Below are 18065 nucleotides of genomic sequence, written 5' to 3'. Positions count from 1 at the left end.
AAGCTTTTCGAACTTTGGAGATGGAGTCGATGTTGCAGCACCAGGAGTTAACATCTTTTCCACATTGCCTACTTTTCCAAATTCTGAAGGACCGCTAAACTTTGGTTCCCTTTCTGGAACATCACAGGCTACTCCATTTGTTGCGGGTCTAGCTGGGTTAATCAAAGCAACATTTCCTTCATTGACAAATGTGCAAATACGTCAAGCAATTGAATCATCAACAGATGATGTACCCGGTGCTGGTACACTATATAAATTTGGTAGAATCAACGCAAACTCCGCTATGATCGCAGCAGGCGAATTATAAAGGATTATATAAAGAAATATTTATATTAGGACTGTCTTTTAATAATATTTTCAAACTATAAAAAGCCATTATTTAATACGGCTTTCCAATAAATCTATCTTGTTTTTTATTTAAGGGCTGTACCTGGCACATTTGCAGCCTTTTTTGTGTGCCAGGCATGGAAACTATCTAGGTGGTGAAAGTCCACTGTTGGGGTACACATCGACCATCCACTAAGGAAGCGCAAGGTACTTATCGTGAGGTAAGGGCTGGAGGAAGCGTGGAATAAAATCTTGGCTCGACGAACAGAAATCTGATACTAAGGCTTTATAAAGGGATGTGAAATTAGTTATAAAATATATGATGCCAAAACACGAAAAGATTGTGAAGGAATGTACTTTAACTAATAGGGGCTTTACTTCAAAAAGGAAAAGAGTCTTTTTCTGTTGTTCGACTAACGGACAGTTTAATTGAAGAAGGATTTGTCTTTAATAAGGCGAACTTTTAAGCCAGTAATCTTTTTTAGTAGGTGCTAATATGAAATGGATTGAAATTAAAGGAAATGAAGATATTAAAAAGTTGCTTGAAATTTTTGGTAACCTTCACGATAGCTGTTTGAAAGAGTTATTGATGTGGACTGACAGTTTTGTTGACAAAGACCTGTCTATGGGGGTTGGATTGGGGCTTGATACCAACATACGAATGCTTTTTCAAAGACAGTCCATTAATCCATCGGCAATAGAATTGTTATTCGAAGGAGTAACACAACTTCACTTAAGTCCAAGCCCTGAAAATTACGATTCAATTATCTTAGATGCCATCCTCTTATTACAAGATGGGACATTCTATTGGGCAGATGCTTATGATTGGAAACCAATTAGCCACGATGACGAAGTTACTTGGATTGCATCAAAAAGAGTTAAGTGGCGTGATGTAAGCAATTGGATGGGTGACAACAGAAGATATGGTGTACTAAATGAAGGTTAAGTTTTTTGCCTATTCAACTATCGGGTGCGTTGATCCAAGCAGGATTAACCGCCTTTTTTGTTGAAGTCCTTATTGAACAAACGGGGCAGAATAGTTAAGAAGTGTTTGGTCTTTTACGGGAATAAATATGGTAAAAGAGTGGAAGAAATTGCTCGGAGAATAGAGGTGAAATGGTGACCACTCCAATTTTATTACTCATATTACTCATATCAATTTCAATATTTAGAGGAATAAAGAATGGCAGTATGCAATTTACTATTAAAAAATTTGTATTAGGTTTAATTATAACCATCGCAGTTATTAATGTGATTATGTTTTTAATCTTGTAAATATACTATGTGAACCATTGTACTTATGTACTTAAAGTAACGGGGGCGTTAGTTGAAGACTATTCGGCTGCTTAGGCAGCTTTTTGTTGTTGTACTAGTCGAACAGTATAATAGAAAAAGTGGTTATTTGACCATATGGTGTAACGATTTTATTAAGAAAAGAAGGCCAAAAGCGGAATAGATTTTAAGTCCGTCAAAGGTATAACTTATAATAATTAAGAGAGAGATGAAATTAGCATTATTTTTTCCAAGGCAAAATCAATATTTATTTAGATATTGAAGAATTAAAAAAGGATTTTGATTACGAATCCTTTAAAAAGGAATTCTATACCTTAGTGAAATTATGAATAATAATGTCTAACAAATTACAAAGTTCAAGTATTAAGAACAGTAAAAGGATTAAAGTGAATATAATTTAGAAAATGGATATGATATTCTAACGACATGATTTAAAATATTCATATTTTAAAAAGGATATAATCGAAATGAAAGAAAGGATGCGGGGGAGAATTATGAAATCATTTTCAGTGGTTGCTGATTATCTAACTGAACATGCTGATTTATTAGCAGTTAAAGTCGTTGATGATATTATCCAAAGACTTGGGATCGTACTTTCTCAAGAAGACTTAGAGTATTACTACAGTGTTTACACTGAGTTCATCACATTATCGGCTGAAGGCATAACTTTAAATGAATATGAAGTACCAGAAGGTTTTTTAAAAATGAGTCAAAAAAGTGGAGAACGTTCAGCGGCGCGCAGGGGCAGAATTTCAGGAATAATCGGGCGTTATCCTCATATTAGATTGGGTCTTATAGACCAAATCACAAAGGTTTCCTTAGAGCATGGACTTACCTTTGAAGAATCTGCTGAAATAAATAAACGTGTTAACTATATGCTCGATATAACCGTTACTGAGACCATCCTTGCTTTTGAGCGACAGACCGATAGTGTCATTGATGAAAGAGGAAAAGAGTTAATTAAAAAACAAAAAGCAATTGATGCATTATCGGCTCCTATTGTACCTATCCATGATGGTATTGCTGTTCTCCCTTTAATAGGAAACGTTGAATCTGAAAGAGTTGAACATATTTTTGATTGGGTTGTACCCCAAATTTCTCGATTAAAGCTTGCATACCTTATTATGGATTTTTCCGGAATTGTTACTATTGATACATATGTTGCAAGTCAATTATTTAAAATAAATGATGTTCTTCGGTTGTTGGGAGTAAATATGGTTTTTACTGGTATTCGTCCCGATTTAGCAACTAAATCTATTAGTGCCGGAATCGACTTTTCATCGATTAAGACGTATGGATCTGTTTTAAAAGCGATAGAAGTTATAAAAAAATAATATATACTTCTAATCAATAATAAAAAGGCTCATTCATTATAAACATTGACTGGTCATTTTATTTATTTTAAGGGATCCATTTGTTCATTTTGAATTATGAGCAATTTTGTTCAGAGTTTTAATTAAAAATGTTTGTAAAACCTCCTCAATCATTTCTTAAGGAGGTTTTGTTTTTCACACCTTTAGTCTTCTTTAGTAGTAACAATAGAAGTAATGGAGCAGCAAGTGGGTTTCTGAAAGCAACATAAATGATATTATGTTGCTTTGGAGTAAAAGTGCCTGTTTTTGTACAGGTGCTTTTTATTTTGGTAAAAATCGTTGAGATTTGAAAAGTCATTAAACCCTTTACCCAAGGGCTTTTAACTTTTTTTAATTGAAGACGATATAGATTATGGGAAATGGGTTTTTAGTTGAAAGGAATTTAATAATTATGACGGTTAATTTGCGTGCTTGTTTTTCTGTTTTGTTTGCTGCTCTTATCATTATTCTAACCATGTTATTGAGCATTCAAATCGGTGCTAAGTCAACGGATATGATCAAGAAGGAAATCGGCTATTCTCTTGGGAAGACTTCCTTGGAGTTAGCCGATAAACTAGATCAATACATGTGGTCTCGTTATAGTGAGATTGAAATTATTAGTAAATTAAAGGCGTTACGTGAAAAAGATATAGCCGAAACACAGCTTCTTCTTAATCAATTAAAGTCTGACATCCCTTCTTTTACGTGGGTAGGTGTAACAGATGAGAATGGGAATGTTCAAGCAGCAACAAATAGCATACTAGTAGGGAAATCTATTGCAGAACGGCCGGTTTATCAAGAAGCTGTTGAGCATTCATTTATTGGAGATGTCCACGAGGCTGTTCTCCTTGCTAAATTGCTGCCTAATCCATCCAATGAACCTCTGCAGTTTGTTGATATTAGTGTTCCTATTACGAATACCCAAGGTGAATTTAAAGGTGTATTAGCTTCTCACTTAAGCTGGGCTTGGGCAAGTGAAATAAAAGAATCTTTGGAAAGTTCGTTTCAAAAAGAGAACAAAGACCAAGAAATCTTTATTGTTAGTCCTCGTGATAATACGGTTATTTTGGGACCAAAAGCTTTTGTCGGCAAGCCATTACACCTAGAGAGCATAAAACGTGCTCAAGCGAAAAAAGGTGGGTGGATACTAGAAGAATGGCCAGACGGCAAGCAGTACTTAACGGGATTTGCATTAGGAGAAGGCTATAAAGATTATCCGGGCTTAGGCTGGACAATTTTAGTCCGAGAGTCTGAGGAATCAGCTTTTGCTTCTGTAAAGGATCTGAAAACATATATTCTTTTGCTGGGAGCTTTGACGGCAATTATCTTTGCTGTTTTAGGTTGGTTTTTAGCAGGGCTATTAGCGAAACCATTACGCAATATATCGCAAGCAGCTGATCAGCTTTTATCAGGAAAGAGAGTAGAAATTCCTGATTATAAAGGCATAAAGGATGTAGAAATTCTTTCTTCATCGCTAAGAAATCTTTTGCGTGACTTATCAAAAACAGAGTTGGAACTGGGGCATATGGCCACCCTAGCCCACCATGATAAACTAACCGGTCTGCCTAATAGAATCGGACTGGATTTACATATCGCTCAAATTTTAAAAGATACGGATCAAAGAACAGGGAATCAAACGTGCGTGTTTTTATATTTAGATTTAGATGGATTCAAAAGGGTGAACGATAACCTTGGACATCATTCAGGGGACTTGATGTTACAAGAAGTAGCAGGTCGTTTAACGGGAAATTTAAAGGAATCATTTGTTTGCCGGCTTGGAGGAGACGAGTTTTTAGTTGTATTAAATACATCACTCTGTGATCCAATTGAAAAAGGCCAACAAGTTGCCGAAAAGATTGTTAAGTTGTTAAGAGAGCCTTTTAACCTTGACAATACAAGAATTCAAATTGGCTGCAGTGTAGGAGGAGCTGTCTGGCCTTCTGATGAAAAAGATATTTTCAAAGTGATCCGGCTGGCCGACCAGGCACTCTATATTTCAAAAAAACGAGGGAAAAACCAATTTTCTTTTTATGATGTAAAGAAAGGCATTTGATAAGTTTTTATTCCAGATGCAACATAAGATAAATTATGGTGCATTTGGAAGTGAACGAAAAAACAGGCGTGATCCCTTGATAACGAAGGGATCACGCCTGTTTTCGTTTGGATGCCGGTCTTTGAATACGACATATTGGAAGTTTACATTAAATTTAATGTAACAAAACGAATGAAAATGTGGAGTTTTCATGGTTTACATAAAATGTCAAAAAACGTGTATTCGTCTGAAGGTTCCCTACCATTAAAAGTTTGTGAAATAATGTACTTAAAGTAATGGGTGCGTTAGGAAAAGAAGGAGGGGCTGATTTAACGGGTTCTGTTTTGAAGTACAAAAACACAATTCGAACCATATTTCACTAATTAAATACCATTAAAAACCGCAGTAAAATAGGATTTGGAAAAACACAGCATTGGTTCACTATGTTTTTTTATAGGGTAGATTGAATTTTTTGAATATTGTATTGTGTTAAGCTTTACCCTATCATATATGCTAAAAGGGGAGAATCCAAATTGAAATTTTACATAGTTGATGTCTTTGCGGAAAAAAATATGAAGGAAATCAATTAGCTGTTTGTATTGCTGATGAGGATATTAAACAAGAAGAAATGGAACAAATTGCAAGGGAAATTAATTTTTCAGAAACTACATTTATTATATCGGGATTACAAAAAGATGGCGGCTACAATGTAAAGATTTTTACACCGGATTCAGAGATACCATTTGCGGGACATCCTACAATTGGTACTGCATACGTTATCCAACATTTCATAGATTGTAATAATTCAAATGAAATTAAACTTAATCTTGAAGTTGGACAGATTCCTGTCACCTTTAATGGTCAAGAGGGCTGGATGTTACAAAACCAACCAATATTTAAAAATACCATTGACGTAGAAACTATTTCAAAAGTTCTCCAAATTGACATCGGAGATATCAATTTGGAACTTCCTGTCCAAGTAGTTTCGACTGGATTTCCAAGCATTATTGTAAATTTAAAGACTCTAGATGCAGTAAACCGATGTAAAATAAATCATAAGCTTTATGACGAACTTTTAGAGGAAATAGGCGATGCAAATCTTCTTGTCTTTACAAAAGAAACAGTAAATCCTTCTAACGATTTACATACAAGAGTCTTTATGTGTATGTCAGGTCATTTAGAAGACCCAGCTACAGGGAGTGCGAACGGAAACTTAGCTGGCTATTTATTAGAATATAACTATTTTGATAGCAAGGAAATAAGTTATTCTGTAGAACAAGGTTATTCGATTAATAGGAAATCATTATTAAAAGCAGTAGCTACTAAAAATAATTCCAAATACACAATACAAATAGGCGGTAGTGCTTTTGTTGTAGCAGAAGGCAAATGGTTATAATTTGGATATTGAACGCAGTATTCGCAGCGTTACAGAACTTTCTGTAACGTTACTTTTTTATGCACGATTTGATATACCCAAACACTTACCAATTCTATAAACATCCCTCTATATCAATAAGAACAGCGTATCCTAGTCGTCGTTGCGATTCGATAGCCTTTTTCATATACTTTATGTGCTAAAGGGGTCTTTACTTCATATGAAGTGTAACGGGGCACGTTAGTTTGAGAAGAATTTTTCAATAGTAAAGAATAAATATAGCGAAAAGAGGTGTAAAATTATGCTGGAACTAATAAGTAATGTGCTAGAAGATATGGATAAGCAACTCCACCGCATCATTAAGAGTTTGAATCATCTCGATGATGAAATGATTTGGAAAAGATTGAAGATATCCACAAACAGTGTCGGGAATCTATGCTTACATTTAGCAGGAAATGAATATCAAAATTTCGCAAGTGCAATCGGTAATAAACCGTTTATTAGAAAACGATCTCAAGGGGAATTTAATACCGAAGGCGGTATGACTAGAGATGAGTTGATAGATTTACTTTTGAGGACACGGGCTGAATCAACTTTTATATTATCAAACTTGTCAGAAGTTGATTTAATAAGGGAAGTAATAATACGATATGATCTTATTGATTGGAATAGAATGCATCGAGTTAACGTCTCAGAAGATGAAACCTATGATGTAAGAGTAATTAGCCGTCTGCTTATTCAGGTCGGGGCACACTACGGTTATCACGCAGGGCAAATTGTACTACTCTCAAAATTAATGATAGATATTGATGAAAACATAACTAGCCAGTACCATTGATCAACATAATCATTTTTACTTAACTTTATTCAATTTACAAAAAACGGGTGAGAAGATCCACGGAGGATTATCGTTCGATAATTAATTAAGTGAAATGGAGTTTTTTTATGAGTATACACTACAAAAAAAGTACAGAAAAATTAACAGCGGAAAGTTTAGAAGAATTGTTCACATCAGTAGAATGGGAATCAGGAAAATATCCAGATGAACTCTTAAAAGCAATGATTGGTTCTCATTCCGTAGTAACTGCTTGGGAAGGGAATAAACTTATTGGCTTAATAAATGCCTTATCAGATGATGTAATGATGACCTTGAATTATACGATACAGTGATTGAGGAAGTATGTATTAACCATTGTGAAAAAAGTATTATATTCAAAATCTTAAAGCCCATATCTCGCATAGATAGACAAGGCGGGTTTACTTATCGTGTAAAGAAAGGGACTTTGAAGTTTGATAATGTTATAAATGCAAACATTCCGTATAGTTTTGTGTGGAATGAGTGGAGTGAATTTTATCGTTCAGCGGTGTTAATTACCTCTAATGTAATTGACAGGATACCTGCTAAAGTGAAGGAAAATAAAGCTTTAAAGCATATTTATTTAGGTATTGATTATGGTGTTGATTATAAAGAATTAGATATTGTTTGTTCTGATTATTCTTTAACCCTAGAGGATCAAGAGGATATGCTTCACGATGATTTTGATTGGTTAAATGAGGAATAACCATATTAAAGTAACGGGTGCGTTAGTTGAAGAACGTATGGTTGCTTAGGCAGCCTTTTTTGTGTTGTTTAACTAAAGGGCAGGTTAGTTGAATAAACAATTCTTAACATTCACACTGTTGATAGCAACTAAAGAAGGTATAAAATAATTTATAATTTGAGGAGATATTAATGTCTTTTAGTAAGTCAAGAATCTTAATAAATTTCATTTCTCTCTTGCTTATCTGGGGAATTGGCTTATATAATCTACTCGTCAAGAATGATGAAATTATGGCTCTGTTAATGCCTTTATTTACATACCTGGTTTTTAGAAAACCTAAAAGTACTAATTAAACAAATGGAATTAAGATATTGGGCAGTCGTTAGGCAGCTCATTTCTTCTTCAACAAACGGGTGCGTCAGTTAAATATAGATGGTTTTATGCTGGCAGCTTTACGTAGACGCAAACTACGAGGTAGAAAAGGAGAATAATTTATGACAGAAAAATCAAAATTAGCTTTAGCCAAAGATATATTAAGTAGGCACAAAGAGTTGGAGGATATGAAGGTTAGTCTTTATGGTACAGAAATTAAATATAAAGGTTCTTACACAATTGTAGACCGTATAGAGGGTTTAGATGTTAGACTATATGTTCAAGAAGAAGACGGCGGTCTATCAAACTATATAAAGATACCTCTTCAAGACCTACTTCCATATTTAACTCAGTAATATGCGTACCCATCTGATTTTTTTTACTAAAGGGTGCGTTAGGTAAATAAAGAGGCTGCTACGGCAGCCTCTTTTCTTGTTCCACTATCGAAGCAGGATAATGTAAGATGAAGTTGGAGTGGAAATTTTATTAGGATGCTTATCTAATAAGGGGAGGCATAACAGACAGTGAAGATTATAAAGTTTAAGGACACTGATACAGAAGAGATTGTTTCTTTGTTTTATGAAACAGTTCATTCTGTAAATTCAAAAGATTATTCCCAAGTACAGTTGGATGCTTGGGCACCAAGAGATGAAAAAGAATCTAAAATGAAATCTTGGAAGGAATCATTGAGTAGAAATATAACATTTGTAGCTAAAGTTAATGATAAAGTTGTTGGTTTTAGCGATTTTACACATAGTGGGTACTTAGATAGACTATTTGTTCATAAAGATTATCAAGGACAAGGTATAGCCAAAGCTTTAGTTGATATGCTTGAATCTAATGCAAAGAAATTAAATCTTTTAGAAATTGATACCGAAGCAAGTATTACAGCTAAGCCATTTTTTGAACAACTAGGTTACAAAATTGTTTGTTCACAAACTGTGGAAAAAAAGGGGGTTAAATTGGCTAATTTTAAAATGTCAAAAAAAATAAAATAATAATTTTCTTGTTATGCTAACGGGTGCGTTAGTTAAAGTATATCTGTCTAATTCTGGGTTTTTAGAGCATAAATTAGGGTAAAAGACATTGAAAATAGTAACATCATTGGGGAGAACTAAATGGAAGATCAAGAACAATTTCTTCTAAAAAGAGAACTTGGTAGGCTTCTAATGGACCTTAATAGATGCACTAATCCGAGATACAAAAAACAAATTCGAAAAGAAATAGATTTCTTAAGAATGGTTATAGCCACTAATGTCACCCTTTAAAATAATAAAGGGTTTTTTTATTTAACCGGGACTTCCATTTAATTGAGTTATTTATAAAAAAGCTCTGTTAAATGATGATGTTTATTTTCTTGTTAAACTAACGGAGCAGGATAATGGAACAAGAACAAAGAACTTATATGTAATTGAAACTCGTACTTTAGAGCGATAGGAAAAGGAGGTTTTATTGTGAATGAATCCAAAATCATTGATTATGAAGAATCCCTTCAGACAGCAATGCTATCCAGTAATGTGGAGATGTTAGATGAACTGATAGCTGACGACCTTATATTCGTCAATGATTTGGGACAAATTTTATCAAAAGAAGCTGATATTGAAGCCCACCGTTCAGGAAACTTAAAAATTACTGGTATTGATGTTTTGGAACAAAGAATTAGACTCTTAAATACGCTTGCCTTAACCGTTACGCGAGTTGCTCTAACTGGCACTTTCGGGGAGGAGCCAATTAATGGCGAGTTCTGTTACACTCGTGTTTGGGAGTATCGAAACGGGGAATTGAAAATTATCTCAGGACATTGTAGTTCTACAACGTGAAACCTCACAGATAGGTTTAATAGACCGAAGGCTGGTGCGATAGTCTTTTTGCTAACGGGGCAGGTTTGTGTAATAAGAAGTATATTATAAGCAAAAGTCGAATTTTATAAAAAACATCACTTGGGGGGGGTATTATGCGTACAAGACCATTATCTAATGAATATCCAGAGTATTATGATAGATATGTTAGTCTTGTCCCAGATGGAGATATTGAGGAAATACTTCGTAGGCAACGAAATAAAACGAATGCCCTCTTGAACAGCGTATCCGAGGAGTCTGCCGTGAGAGCGTATGCACCAGGTAAATGGACTTTGAAGGAAGTAATCGGACATATGTCGGACACGGAACGTGTAATGTCATATCGAATGCTTGCTATGGCACGTAATGAAAGTACGCCATTACAAGGAATGAATCAGGATTTGTACGTTTCAGCAGCTGACTTCAATCAACTAACTTGGTCCCAGCTACAAGTAGATTTAGGAATGGTACGCTCCGCCACGTTAAGCCTTATTTCAACCATTGATGATGTAGCTTGGATTCGCACTGGAACTGTATGGGAAAGTTCTGTTTCGACACGTGCATTTGTATATATCATTGCTGGGCACGAGCTACATCATTTGAAGGTAATTTGCGATAGATACCTTTAAGTACTTGAAAATGCATAGTGGAATTCTTGTGTCGCTATCGGGTGCTTTACTTGAAGAAGTCAGATAAAAAGTCGGTTCCTTAATGTACAGGGAATTCGACTTTTTAATGTTTGAATTTGCTAAGCGTACAAAATTTCCGAAATGTTGGCGATACCCCATCAATAAGACAAAGGTAGTAAAACTGGAAGAATGCGAATTTGATTTTGACTATGCAAAAAAACATGATTGATCATTTTTAGGAATGGGAGTCCCGAGCACATAGTTTTGGGACTCCTTTTATAATTGGCAAAATCAAGTGGCCACTGCCCATTTTTCTGTCTTCGTTTAGCTAAGTATCATACTTTATTTATGGCGCATAAACTAAAGCATGAATCTGATTGGAGGTTTAGGAAAATGGCAATATATCCATTTAGTTATCCCTATAGGTCCCAGCCTTATCCTCAGTCTTATTATTCTTATCCTTATCCCGCCTCTTATTATGGAACTTATCCTCCAGGATATTGGCATATAGGAGGTCAAATGGCAGGTATGTATGCTGATGGCCATTTGGGAAGCGGACAGGGGACTGGCTACAATGTTGGCGGTCATTTAGGAGGAGAACATGGTCTTGGCGTCCAAGCAGGCGGCCAGCTAGGCGGCGGTCAAGGGATAGGTGTCCATGCAGGCGGTCACTTAGGGGGCCAGCACGGTCTTGGTGTTCAGGCAGGCGGCCAGTTAGGCGGCGGTCAAGGGATAGGTGTCCATGCAGGCGGTCATTTAGGGGGCCAGCACGGTCTTGGTGTTCAGGCAGGCGGCCAGCTAGGCGGCGGTCAAGGGATAGGTGTCCATGCAGGCGGTCATTTAGGGGGCCAGCACGGTCTTGGTGTTCAGGCAGGCGGCCAGCTAGGCGGTGGACAAGGAATAGGCGCTCATCTTGGCGGTAAACTTGGTAAATACACCGGTCATCTCGGCTTCAAATTTGGCGGTAAAGAGAATGCGTAAACCTAAATAAAAATGATAACCAATAAAGGCTGACCTATTGAATTCTTCTGGGTCAGCCTTATTTTAGTCTGGTGTAATAGTAATTGATCTAACTGTAAGGCCCAGTACCAGCGTTGGTGTAACCAGGGGCAAAGTAAATGTTAGAGCTAGTACTAGCAGAGCTGTCGTCAACCTGCTAATCAAGGGTAATACTTTTTCTTATTGAATGATTTTTGGTGTTTGTGAAGGTTTGCACTTAAACTAATGGGTGCGTTAGTTCAAGACCGGTTGGCTGCTTCGGCTGCCTTTTGTTGTTGTGCTAACGGGGCAGGTTTGTTAAAGAAGGAATATAAATGAAATTGGTAGAATGAGTAAATTGGATATAAATCTTAATGTCTAAATATTCATAAGGGAGAATGTCTATGGGAACTAACGAAGTAAACTAAAATAAAGCTCGGAGGGGTTAAAAATATGAAACAACTGGGGACGCTATACTTTTTCTGTGGAAAAATGGGAGCTGGAAAATCAACTAAATCAAAACAATTGGCGATAGAAAAAAATGCCGTACTGTTGTCTGAGGATGAATGGCTTTCATCACTTTACCCCAATCAGTTCGCATCATTTGAGGACTATCTAAAATTCTCAGCACAGCTCAAACCGTTGGTGAAAAAGCATGTCCAAAACATATTAAGTGTTGGTGCAGATGTAGTGATGGATTTCCCAGCTAACACTCAAAAATTGCGTAAGTGGTTTTTGGATATGGCAGCAGAAGTCCATGCAAATCATCAACTGATTTTCTTAAATCTAAATAACGAGCAATGTTTACGTCAAATCGAACAAAGGCGTAACAAACAACCTGAAAGAGCAGCATTTGACACGGAAGCGGTGTTTATTCATGTTACTAGTTTTTTTGAAGCACCAATAGAATCTGAGGGTTTAAATATTTTGGAGTTTAGCGGGAAAGGATAACAAGGAGTTCAATGATTCGTGTTAATAGAGTAAACAGGATGGATAATTATGTGGTGGTTATTAGGTATATTCGTAATTCCCACAGCTCTTTAATTATAGGGGTAGCAGCTTACTTGGATAAACGACATGGGGCAGTATCTCCAGATGATAGTCAACAAGCAGAGCACTTAGCGAAGTTGAACCAGTTAAATAGAATGAACACAATGGGTGGCGGTAACGACCCAAACAACGCTAGCTAAAACAACCATTCCGTGAGTCTAGTAGAAATGGACTTTAATTAATGCTTACTGAGCATATATATATCGTTTAAACTTAGATAGAGATTTAGATTCTGAATAAAGATTTACCCAATCAATGTAAAACAACAAGGATAAATACATTGTGTATGAAGACTCTAAAGGGCTATATTACGGCTGGATAGAGTCTGAATACTTCAGAGAAATTGTTTATCCTATCCCGGTGAATAAGAAGTGGGAGATTTGTCCTTTTATTACCCTCACACCAATTAACATAAGCTTGAAATTCATTAACTGATAGGTTATTCATCTCAGCTAGATAGTTTATTGTTTTATTGAGAACCAATTAAAAGATAAAGATTGCATCTAAAGTTAATCTGAAAATCGCATTAAAAATCAATTAATTTAGGAGTATTCGGCTAAATTAGTGATAAATTAATTAAGTAGGAAGTTTAGATGATAAATTATTGAAAATAAATAATCTTGCTATGTCTAGCTAAAATGGAGTTGAAAGAGATGAAAAAAATTCTGTTCTTACCTCTATTACGAATGCAGTCAGGGCATCATCAAGTTGCAGACGCATTAATGGATATGTTAAAACAACGGACTCAAGGTTTAGTCATTAAAAAAGTTGACTTGTTAAGTTATACGAATCAATCGTTAGAAAAAGTCATAACCGGGAGCTATCTAAAATGGATTCGCTTTGCTCCTGAAACCTATAATTTAGCCTATAAAAGTTTTTTCTATGACCCTGCCGCAAACGATACATTCAAATGGTATCAACATATATTCCTGAAAAAAATGGAGCAATTATTATCTGTGGAAAATCCTGATTTGATCGTTTGTACTCATGGGTTTCCTTCAAGTCTTATAAGTCAGCTGAAGAGGAAAGGGAAATGCCATGTACCTGTGGTTAACGTTTATACAGATTTCTTTATAAATAATATCTGGGGAGTCGAAGGAATTGATTTACATCTACTTCCTAGTCAAGAAGTCAAAGAAAATTTGGTAAGAAAAAAGGGGATTTCTGAAAGCAGGATGATAGTAACCGGTATACCTGTACACGAAGAAATTAGCAAAAACTCTGCATTGCCGAAAAGTCCGGGAAAACCCAAAATTTTAGTATCGGGGGGGAACAGTGGATTAGGAGGGATACAGAAGTTATCTCAGGGGCTAATTAAATCTTCTCATTTTGATTTTCTAGTGCTATGTGGTAAAAACCAAAAACTATATGATCAAATCCTTTCGTGGGATGCTAGTCATATCAAACCACTCCCTTATTTAAGCTCAAGGTCAGAAATGAACTCTCTCTACGATGAGGTAGACGCAATCATAACCAAACCTGGGGGTGTCACCATTAGTGAAGCCTTACACAAAAGACTTCCTATTTTCGTTCATTCCATGCTTCCCGGACAAGAGGAAATAAATCTGAAGTATTTGAGGAACAAAGGTCTTATTTTCGAACTTGATTATAAGGAAACCATTGACCAGCAATTGATCGGTATACTCATGAATCAACAACGTTTGCATAATTGGAATCGTTCATTAAACACCTATGTAAATGAAATGGAAGTACAAAATCCACAAAAACTAACAGAGTTGATAAATTGGATGATAAATCATAATCAAAAGGTAAGCCGGCAAGCTTAAACTCAATTATATTTGTTAGTTGTCCACTGAAAGGAGGAAGGTACGTGGCAAATATAACAGCTTATATAGACCAGTTTGGATATATTGTTCTTTTTGTTGCACTATTACTCGAAATGATAGCTGTTCCATTGCCTGGAGAAGTTCTTATGAGCTACAGCGGATTTCTTGTATACCAACAACATCTTAATTGGATAATCAGCATTTTAGTCGCTGGTGTTGGAACATCCATTGGTATGACTCTTGCCTATTGGATTGGCTATAAATTAGGGCCTCCTTTCTTTAAAAAGCATGGCCATCGTTTCCATATGGGTCCAGAAAGAATAAAAAATACATCCCGATGGTTTAGTAAACACGGCAATAAGCTGCTTATCATAGCATACTTCATTCCCGGAGTTAGGCATATTACTGGATATTTTTCCGGACTTACGAGGCTGCCATTTAGAATCTACGCCCTATATGCATATGGCGGTGCCTTTCTTTGGGTGACCGTATTTATTACCCTTGGTAAGATATTAGGACCTCAATGGGAACAGTTTCATGCTTCAGCAAAAAAATACTTGATCATCGGAAGTGCTATGGCAGTTATTATTTTGGTGGTTTTCTTTATTTATAAAAAGTACAAACAAAAAATAAAGAATTTTGCCATTCAGCTTATTAATACAGCATTAAATGTATTCCATGCATGTGAAAAGGTGTTCCTTTTATTACCGGTTGTTGTAGTAGTGACTTATGTTAGTCCCTATTATGGAATTGATTTTGTTCATTCTCCTTTCCATTAACCATCGTGTGGATAAGGAAAGAAGCAGGGAAACTGGAGGAACAGGTTTAGGGCTTTATATCGCGCCAAAAGCATTATGAGATTACACAAGGGTGATATAAATATTTTAAGTGCAGAGGGGGAAGGAACAAATGTAATATTAGCCTTCCAAAAAAATAGGCATCCTGAATCTAATTAAGAGGTATGCATATTTCATTTAAAAAATCTATTAGATAAAATGTCAACAAGAGGGTGATTTTTTGAGGACTTTTTTAGCAATCTTTATTATTATGATGATGATGTTAGCTGGATGTCAGAAGGTAGTAAAGCAGTATCAAAATGGCAAATTGGTTTATGAAGGCAGTGTGAATAGCCAAGGAGTTAGAGTAGGACCGGGGAAACTGTATGATCCTGATACAGGTAAAGTGATTTTTGAAGGGTTTTTTACAAATGGGCTGAAGTTAAAAGGCACAACGTATGACAAGAATGGTAAAAACCCACATCCATTTGAACAATAAAAATTGGATTTTCCTTACACAACATACATGAAGAATGACACGGCCGGGATGTGGGTGGAAAATTCAGGCACCATGGAACTGTGAGATATAATTTCAGGAGGTTTAAGGAAAAATTCCTTTCGTGAGTCCAGATGGTCAAAAAAATCATTATAGTGTCCTTTATTATCATTATTATTATAGGTTTAGGAATTAAAGAAAAAAACACTCTTATTTTGATGATTACCCATGGTGGTTCCCCCGCACTGGTGATGAGTCTACTATTGCTTTCTTTATGCGTCTTTTTTCCAATCATACCTTTCCCTGTATCGGCTGGTACGATTGGAGCGGTTTTCGGTCCGCTGAAGGGGAGTATTATTACCCTTACAGGCTCTATGATTGGAACGGTCTTGTTCTTCTTTTTTACGAGGTATGGGTATCGAAAATGGGCTCAACAAAAGTTAAAAAAATATCCAAAAGCACAAAAATATGAGAATCAGCTTAAAGACAATGCGTTTATGGCGGTTTTTATTGCTCGATTAATACCCATTATTCCTGCACCAGTCGTGAATCTTGGATGCAGTTTAAGTACTGTTAATTGGAAAGTCTTTGTTCTGGCTTCTCTTATTGGAAAAATACCTAACATATTATTTTTATCTTTTGCTGGAGCAAGTTTCCGATATAATATGTGGTTTTCTGTTTTTATGTACGCTCTTTATTTAGTTATTATAGTAGTCATTAACATTGTTTGGGTTTATCGGAAGGTACATAAAACATAGCAGAGTTAAAATTGGATAAAAATGTCTTGAAGAAATAAAGATAAGCTCTCTAATCCTTCGAGTATAAAAACCAATGGCCAAAGTAAGCCAGAAGGTACTGATAAAATATCCAGCCAGGACATCGCTTGGATAGTGGACACCGAGATAAATGAGGCTAATTCCAATTGCAAGTATCATCAAGATACTAACAATAATTAATATAGTCCTTCCCAATCTGGATGAAATGTGTCTCCATAATAAGAAAGTTAAAATTCCGTATAAAGCAAAGGCCATCGTGGCGTGACCGCTCGGGAAACTATAATTTGTCGCCTCGGCCAAACGATGCAGATCAGGTCGTGCTCTATGTAAACAATAGTTTTAACGTTATGAAAAGAACATTTGCACCTGCCATCACCACGGTAAACAGAATCAGTTCAGAACGATGGTTAAAAACTTTATAAAGGATAATCAGGCTTAAAAAAAATATCACGGCCACTGATGTCGTTCCGCCAATGAACGTAAACCCCTTCATGATTGTGGTTAACATCGGTGCTTCCCAACCCTGTACAAAAGAAATAATGGTGCCGTCGAGTGCGAGAATGGTGTGCATGCTAACGAAAACAGCCATAACACAAAATCCTAATAGAGCTAACAAACTAATAATAAACGCAACCGCTAGTTGATTTTTTAAATTCATAGTGTACCTCATCCCTGAATCTTCTTAGATGTTTAATTTTCCTCCTTAGTCTTTTGTTTCCAAAAGTAAACAATACAAGCAAATACCAATAAAGAAAATAATATTAGATAAAAACTGTATTTGGAAACATAAAATTCAACCAAATTCCACTTCTTTCCCAGTTTCATACCTAATGTTATGAATGTAACCACCCATATCAACGATCCGCTGTACGCATACCCAACAAATTTACGAAAGGGATACCGATTCAAGGCTGAAACGAATGCAGTCAGGTGGCGTACACCAGGAATAAAGTATCCAATTAATAGAAGAGGAGGGCCAATTTTTTGGAACAGTCTCTGAGTTCTATTGACTTTTTCTTCACTAATATGAATTTTCGACCCGTGCTTTTTTATTAAAGGTAAACCCAATTTAAAGCCAATGTAGTAACTGAGAGAAATGCCTACCGCTGCCCCAATAAAAGCACTCAATACTGAAAGGAAAAAAGATAATTTATCCTGAGACACATTGTAACCTACATACGTTAAAAGGACTTCATCGGGTATAGGGAGTCCAATAATTCCTCCGACTAAAACTAAAATGATTCCGAGGTATCCGAAATGTTCAATTGCAAAATTCAAGTGCTCCAAATACTTAATACCTCCTTAGCATTCATCCCTTTTAAATGAAAGATCATATTTATTCTTGCCGTATAAATCCCGCAGATGACTTTATCACTAAAATGAAACTATTAAACACTCCTATTTCTTTTGTTCCCATAAAAGTACATTAAGATTCAATTAATA

21 protein-coding genes and 1 pseudogene are annotated in these 18065 nt (G+C 35.9%); 19 read left to right on the top strand and 3 right to left on the bottom strand.

Annotated features, from left to right (window positions below; translation table 11 throughout):
* The 19 genes and pseudogenes from H539_RS0103365 to H539_RS0103265 form a co-directional block, all read left to right on the top strand.
* The coding region (locus H539_RS0103365) for a S8 family serine peptidase (protein WP_026692341.1) at nt 1–307 on the top strand (307 nt) is incomplete at its 5' end.
* A 516-nt stretch (nt 308–823) separates the two neighbouring features.
* The gene (locus H539_RS0103360; protein WP_026692340.1) at nt 824–1273 is read left to right on the top strand and encodes a hypothetical protein; all 450 of its coding nucleotides are present in this window, start codon (nt 824–826) and stop codon (nt 1271–1273) included.
* 814 nt (nt 1274–2087) lie between these two features.
* Entirely contained in the window at nt 2088–2954 is an 867-nt protein-coding gene (locus tag H539_RS0103355; RefSeq protein ID WP_245602115.1) for an STAS domain-containing protein, read from the top strand.
* A 430-nt stretch (nt 2955–3384) separates the two neighbouring features.
* Nucleotides 3385–5025 carry a sensor domain-containing diguanylate cyclase gene (locus H539_RS0103350; protein ID WP_026692338.1) on the top strand — a complete coding sequence of 547 codons (1641 nt, stop codon included), beginning with the start codon at nt 3385–3387 and terminating at the stop codon, nt 5023–5025.
* A 577-nt stretch (nt 5026–5602) separates the two neighbouring features.
* The gene (locus tag H539_RS27690) at nt 5603–6400 is read left to right on the top strand and encodes a PhzF family phenazine biosynthesis protein (protein WP_342663996.1); all 798 of its coding nucleotides are present in this window, start codon (nt 5603–5605) and stop codon (nt 6398–6400) included.
* Nucleotides 6401–6680: 280 nt separating this feature from the next.
* Nucleotides 6681–7217 (top strand): DUF1572 family protein, encoded by a 537-nt coding sequence (locus H539_RS0103340; protein WP_026692337.1) that lies wholly within the window; start codon nt 6681–6683, stop codon nt 7215–7217.
* A gap of 107 nt (nt 7218–7324) precedes the next feature.
* Complete coding sequence (locus H539_RS27685; protein ID WP_051348420.1) at nt 7325–7549, top strand: hypothetical protein; 225 nt, start codon at nt 7325–7327, stop codon at nt 7547–7549.
* A 113-nt stretch (nt 7550–7662) separates the two neighbouring features.
* Complete coding sequence (locus tag H539_RS0103330; RefSeq protein ID WP_155889931.1) at nt 7663–7941, top strand: hypothetical protein; 279 nt, start codon at nt 7663–7665, stop codon at nt 7939–7941.
* 473 nt (nt 7942–8414) lie between these two features.
* Complete coding sequence (locus tag H539_RS0103320) at nt 8415–8648, top strand: hypothetical protein (protein ID WP_026692335.1); 234 nt, start codon at nt 8415–8417, stop codon at nt 8646–8648.
* A gap of 168 nt (nt 8649–8816) precedes the next feature.
* Complete coding sequence (locus H539_RS0103315) at nt 8817–9290, top strand: GNAT family N-acetyltransferase (RefSeq protein ID WP_026692334.1); 474 nt, start codon at nt 8817–8819, stop codon at nt 9288–9290.
* 456 nt (nt 9291–9746) lie between these two features.
* Nucleotides 9747–10112, top strand: coding sequence for a nuclear transport factor 2 family protein (locus H539_RS0103305; protein WP_026692333.1), 366 nt, complete (start codon nt 9747–9749; stop codon nt 10110–10112).
* Between the two features lie 134 nt (nt 10113–10246).
* Nucleotides 10247–10759, top strand: a complete 513-nt coding sequence (locus tag H539_RS0103300; protein WP_026692332.1) for a DinB family protein — start codon at nt 10247–10249, stop codon at nt 10757–10759.
* A 519-nt stretch (nt 10760–11278) separates the two neighbouring features.
* On the top strand, nt 11279–11740 hold the full coding sequence (locus H539_RS27680) for a hypothetical protein (RefSeq protein WP_155889930.1): 462 nt from the start codon (nt 11279–11281) through the stop codon (nt 11738–11740).
* A 450-nt stretch (nt 11741–12190) separates the two neighbouring features.
* Complete coding sequence (locus H539_RS0103290; protein WP_026692330.1) at nt 12191–12688, top strand: P-loop nucleotide/nucleoside kinase family protein; 498 nt, start codon at nt 12191–12193, stop codon at nt 12686–12688.
* Nucleotides 12689–13440: 752 nt separating this feature from the next.
* Nucleotides 13441–14574, top strand: a complete 1134-nt coding sequence (locus tag H539_RS0103280; RefSeq protein WP_026692328.1) for an MGDG synthase family glycosyltransferase — start codon at nt 13441–13443, stop codon at nt 14572–14574.
* Nucleotides 14575–14618: 44 nt separating this feature from the next.
* Nucleotides 14619–15353: a DedA family protein gene (locus tag H539_RS27675; protein ID WP_245602114.1), complete on the top strand. Its 735-nt coding sequence runs from the start codon at nt 14619–14621 to the stop codon at nt 15351–15353.
* A 4-nt stretch (nt 15354–15357) separates the two neighbouring features.
* Nucleotides 15358–15530 (top strand): annotated as a pseudogene (locus tag H539_RS32720) (ATP-binding protein); the annotation flags it as partial.
* A gap of 61 nt (nt 15531–15591) precedes the next feature.
* Nucleotides 15592–15849 (top strand): toxin-antitoxin system YwqK family antitoxin, encoded by a 258-nt coding sequence (locus tag H539_RS0103270; protein ID WP_026692327.1) that lies wholly within the window; start codon nt 15592–15594, stop codon nt 15847–15849.
* 131 nt (nt 15850–15980) lie between these two features.
* On the top strand, nt 15981–16604 hold the full coding sequence (locus H539_RS0103265; protein WP_026692326.1) for a TVP38/TMEM64 family protein: 624 nt from the start codon (nt 15981–15983) through the stop codon (nt 16602–16604).
* Here the strand turns inward: H539_RS0103265 and H539_RS32715 are convergent.
* The 3 genes from H539_RS32715 to H539_RS0103255 all read right to left on the bottom strand — a co-directional run bounded on the left by H539_RS32715 (nt 16545) and on the right by H539_RS0103255 (nt 17909).
* Nucleotides 16545–16877: a phosphatase PAP2 family protein gene (locus H539_RS32715; RefSeq protein WP_245602113.1), complete on the bottom strand. Its 333-nt coding sequence runs from the start codon at nt 16875–16877 to the stop codon at nt 16545–16547. The two genes, H539_RS0103265 and H539_RS32715, sit on opposite strands and share 60 nt — an antisense overlap.
* 67 nt (nt 16878–16944) lie before the next feature.
* On the bottom strand, nt 16945–17211 hold the full coding sequence (locus H539_RS32710; RefSeq protein ID WP_245602112.1) for a hypothetical protein: 267 nt from the start codon (nt 17209–17211) through the stop codon (nt 16945–16947).
* A gap of 101 nt (nt 17212–17312) precedes the next feature.
* On the bottom strand, nt 17313–17909 hold the full coding sequence (locus H539_RS0103255) for a DedA family protein (protein WP_026692325.1): 597 nt from the start codon (nt 17907–17909) through the stop codon (nt 17313–17315).
* Between the last annotated feature and the right edge of the window lie 156 nt (nt 17910–18065).

Source organism: Peribacillus kribbensis DSM 17871, from assembly GCF_000430765.1.
GTDB lineage: Bacteria > Bacillota > Bacilli > Bacillales > DSM-1321 > Paraperibacillus > Paraperibacillus kribbensis.
Note: the sequence above shows the minus strand (reverse complement) of the source record. Positions and strands in the feature narration are given on the sequence as shown.

Coding starts and splice junctions, on each gene's coding strand:
- H539_RS0103360 (WP_026692340.1), top strand. CDS start 824: ATGAAATGGATTGAAATTAAAGGAAATGAAGATATTAAAAAGTTGCTT.
- H539_RS0103355 (WP_245602115.1), top strand. CDS start 2,088: ATGAAAGAAAGGATGCGGGGGAGAATTATGAAATCATTTTCAGTGGTT.
- H539_RS0103350 (WP_026692338.1), top strand. CDS start 3,385: ATGACGGTTAATTTGCGTGCTTGTTTTTCTGTTTTGTTTGCTGCTCTT.
- H539_RS0103340 (WP_026692337.1), top strand. CDS start 6,681: ATGCTGGAACTAATAAGTAATGTGCTAGAAGATATGGATAAGCAACTC.
- H539_RS27685 (WP_051348420.1), top strand. CDS start 7,325: ATGAGTATACACTACAAAAAAAGTACAGAAAAATTAACAGCGGAAAGT.
- H539_RS0103320 (WP_026692335.1), top strand. CDS start 8,415: ATGACAGAAAAATCAAAATTAGCTTTAGCCAAAGATATATTAAGTAGG.
- H539_RS0103300 (WP_026692332.1), top strand. CDS start 10,247: ATGCGTACAAGACCATTATCTAATGAATATCCAGAGTATTATGATAGA.
- H539_RS27680 (WP_155889930.1), top strand. CDS start 11,279: ATGGCAGGTATGTATGCTGATGGCCATTTGGGAAGCGGACAGGGGACT.
- H539_RS0103290 (WP_026692330.1), top strand. CDS start 12,191: ATGAAACAACTGGGGACGCTATACTTTTTCTGTGGAAAAATGGGAGCT.
- H539_RS0103280 (WP_026692328.1), top strand. CDS start 13,441: ATGAAAAAAATTCTGTTCTTACCTCTATTACGAATGCAGTCAGGGCAT.
- H539_RS0103265 (WP_026692326.1), top strand. CDS start 15,981: ATGGTCAAAAAAATCATTATAGTGTCCTTTATTATCATTATTATTATA.
- H539_RS32715 (WP_245602113.1), bottom strand. CDS start 16,877: ATGGCCTTTGCTTTATACGGAATTTTAACTTTCTTATTATGGAGACAC.
- H539_RS32710 (WP_245602112.1), bottom strand. CDS start 17,211: ATGGCTGTTTTCGTTAGCATGCACACCATTCTCGCACTCGACGGCACC.